This window comes from Planktotalea sp., from assembly GCF_039984035.1.
In the GTDB taxonomy this organism is placed as follows: Bacteria; Pseudomonadota; Alphaproteobacteria; order Rhodobacterales; family Rhodobacteraceae; genus Planktotalea.
On record NZ_JBDWVM010000310.1, the window covers coordinates 1 to 3,240 of the forward strand.

2 protein-coding genes and 1 pseudogene are annotated in these 3,240 nt (G+C 50.4%); 2 read left to right on the forward strand and 1 reads right to left on the reverse strand.

Features of this window, described 5'->3' with window-relative positions; genetic code table 11:
* Both ABJQ89_RS14080 and ABJQ89_RS14085 read left to right on the forward strand, forming a co-directional pair.
* A pseudogene (locus ABJQ89_RS14080) lies at positions 1 to 493 on the forward strand (sugar transporter); the annotation flags it as partial.
* Between the two features lie 159 nt (positions 494 to 652).
* A complete protein-coding gene (locus tag ABJQ89_RS14085; RefSeq protein ID WP_348496821.1) occupies positions 653 to 985 on the forward strand; it encodes a hypothetical protein in 333 nt (110 codons plus the stop codon).
* 134 nt (positions 986 to 1,119) lie between these two features.
* On the opposite strand, the gene ABJQ89_RS14090 is transcribed toward ABJQ89_RS14085, so the two are convergent.
* The coding region (locus ABJQ89_RS14090; protein ID WP_348496822.1) for a polysaccharide biosynthesis tyrosine autokinase at positions 1,120 to 3,240 on the reverse strand (2,121 nt) is incomplete at its 5' end.

Genomic DNA, 3,240 nt, shown 5'->3' on the forward strand with positions numbered 1-3,240 from the left:
GCTGATTGGAGAACGTCGGCAAGCGCGACAAGCCGCCCTATCCGAATTGCAGACTGCTGTTAGCCTTCGGCGCGCAGAATTAGACGAAGCGCGGAATAACTATCTCAGTCAACTTGATCTGGGTACCGACAACAACGACTACGTTTACTTAACCGGTGAGGTTGAACAGCAATCCAGATTCGCGCTGCCTATTGGCCGACGCGCAAATCTTGCGGATGCTATGTTTGATACCGCGGGTGGTATCTCTGGTCCCACAGGTGATGTTTCGCAAATTTATGTTCTACGCGCATCATCTGATCCACGCGAATTTGGCGCCATCACGGCATGGCATCTGGATGCGCAGAACGCAGCGAACTTTGCCCTAAGCACGCGCTTTGAGTTACGACCCAATGACGTTGTTTTTGTTGCTCAACAACCAATTACCAAATGGAACCGCGCTATTGACCAGATTCTGCCAACACTTTTGAACGTCTCAAGTTCGGCGCTGAACTAACGCGAATTTTCCTGAGAGGCCAAAATATCAAGCAAATCAAATCGGAAATCGAGAGCGAGCAGCATCGATTTGGAGCGTTTTCTTGATTTTAAACAATGATTGACTATCAATCATAGGTAATCTCGTGCTAGGAAAAAACAACTCAATTAGGAGAGACCAATGTCTATTCATAAAATTATTGGTGCATTCGTACTTTCAAGCGTTGCTACGGGCGCGTTTGCTCAAGACTGTACAAACCCAGCAAACGCAGGAACCACAGCTTGCACCGGCTTTGCCAATGCGACGTTCTCGTCCCAGAACGTCGCTGTTGCAGCTCCTGCGGCTGATATTCCTGCCGCTGGTGCTGTGTTCGCTCCAGCCTCAACAACTGGATTTGTTCCGTTGGCAGGCGCTGCACTTGGCGCAGCGGGTCCGTTAGCGATAGGGCTTGGCGCCATTATTGCAATCGGCGCGGTATCAGGTGGATCGAACAGCACGACCAGCACAGAATAGGCCCATTCACCTTATCATAACTATGTTTCAATCCCGTGCACTTGCGCGGGATTTTCATTTTTAGTGACCAAAACGTTCTAAATCTCGCCAATCTAGTTTCGGTTCGTTCTGAGTGTTCACTCGAGCTTTCGAAATTACACGTCGTAGTAACCTTTGCCATAGGTCGAGTAGGCACCGTATTTGCCGCCATAGCCATAGCTTTTCATGCGACGGACATCGATCTGCGACAAGACCAATCCATCCACTTGCAAACCAAGCGATGAGAACTGGCGCAAGCCGTCTATCACCAGCTGCTTGCCAGTGCTGTCCCATTTCACAGCATAAATCACCACATCAGACTGATCCGCGATCACCCGCGCGTCAGGCACGACAAGCACCGGAGGCGTATCAATAATGACATAATCAAAGGCACTGCGCGCAGACCTCATGAAAGTCTTAAACTTGTCCGATGAGAACAGGTCCGCCGCATTGATTGTGGTTTTCCCGCCCATCAATACGTCAACGCCTAAGGTCTCATCGCGAATAATCGCGTCCTCAAGGTCTTGCTTTCCAGAAAGAACACCAATCAGATCACCATCGCTCGACTGGTCAAAGTATTGATTCAATGTACGGCGACGAATGTCACCTTCGATTAGTAGAACCTTCTTACCAAGCCCTGACAGGTTGCCAGCAAGCGCAATCGCTTGCGTTGTCTTACCCTCACCCGGAATAGACGACGTCATCATGATAACCTTGGGAGGGTTGTCCACATCAGCCAACAAAATAGAGGTTCGCAGGTTCCGGATAGATTCCGCCGCTGCCGAGGTTGGCTTGGTATGCAGGTAATTGATCAAAGCACTCCGCTTGCGGATTGGCATTCTTGGCGTCTGCCCAAGAACGGAATAGCCCGTTGCTTGTTCAAGATCTTCGGCGGTGCGAAAGCCGTTATGCATGAATTGACGCATCATAACGATGCCCACACCAATGACCGACCCAATAAGGAACGACATGATCACAATTCGCGCCTTGCGCGGTTCGACCTGACGGCCTCTAATCGCGGGCGACAGAATGCGCGTATCCGCTTGTTGCAAACCAATTTGCACAGAGGTTTCTTTAAGGCGCGTCAAAAACGTCTCGTAGAGCACGCGTGTCGCGTCTGATTCACGCATGAGTTGGTTGAGACGGACCAAGTCTTCGGACTGAACCGAGACCTGCGCTTGAATACGCGCAAAGGAATCTTCCAATGCCTCTAGCTGTGCGGCCTGACGGGTGGCGTCCAGTCTTGAGCGTTCTAGCGATAGATCAAACCGTTTGAAAAAGGCGAGCTCTGCATTTGTATCGCCTGAGCGCGCGGCAGTTGCCAAACGATTTAACGTGACATCGCTCACCTCGGCCAGAATTGCATCGATGTCTTTACTTTGTGCAAGGCTCTCTAAATTCGACAGCTCAATGCGTGCATTTGCGACCGAAATTTTCGCCGCTGAGACGCGTTCGCGCATATCCTTTGAGCGCGCGTTAAGTGCGCCCAAGGCTTCAAGACTGATCAGGTCCGTCTCTGCTCGCAGGTCCTTAATCGCATCTTCTTTTGATTTCAGCTCTAGCTCGAGTTCTATGACCCGTTCCGAGAGCCAATTCGTCGCGAACTCTGTCGCTTCGAATTTGGTCGCGATTTGCTCTTCGATGTGAAGGCGCGCTAGCGTGTTCACAATGTCAGCGGATTTGTAGGGGTCTTCGGTTTTCGCCAGAACATTGATCAAATAAGTATCCCGCTGAGAGGCAACCGAAACCTTACTGCGCAGTTGGTTAGCAGCAGCAATGGTCGCCCTTTCAAGCGAAGGAGCAGGTCCCTTTTCTCTTTTAGGAATGGGCAGATAATCCGCCAAGAAATTCCTAATCGAAACGGTGGAAAACTTGGAAGGTTCTCGCAAATGTCCGTTGAACTCGGGATCTTCCGTCAAATTTAATTCGCGCACGACCTCTTCGATCAGGCCACGGGAACGGATGATCTCCAGTTCTGTGTTGATGGCTGCGCGGTTTTTCGATGAGCTTGACACAACGCTTTCAACGTCAACGACGTTTTGATCACGTAGTTGGATCGCAAGACGCGCAGTTGCCGAAAACTTCGCAGTGGTTCCGTTAATCGCATAATAGCCGCCCAGCAAGCTCGCCAAAAAGGCCAGCAAGATAATCGTCCATTTACCGCGCCAAAGGGTGCCAATCACATTGAACAGATCAATTTCGTCTTCAGAGCCAGTGTATTGAACTTCTCTTTGATG

Coding starts and splice junctions, on each gene's coding strand:
- ABJQ89_RS14085 (WP_348496821.1), top strand. CDS start 653: ATGTCTATTCATAAAATTATTGGTGCATTCGTACTTTCAAGCGTTGCT.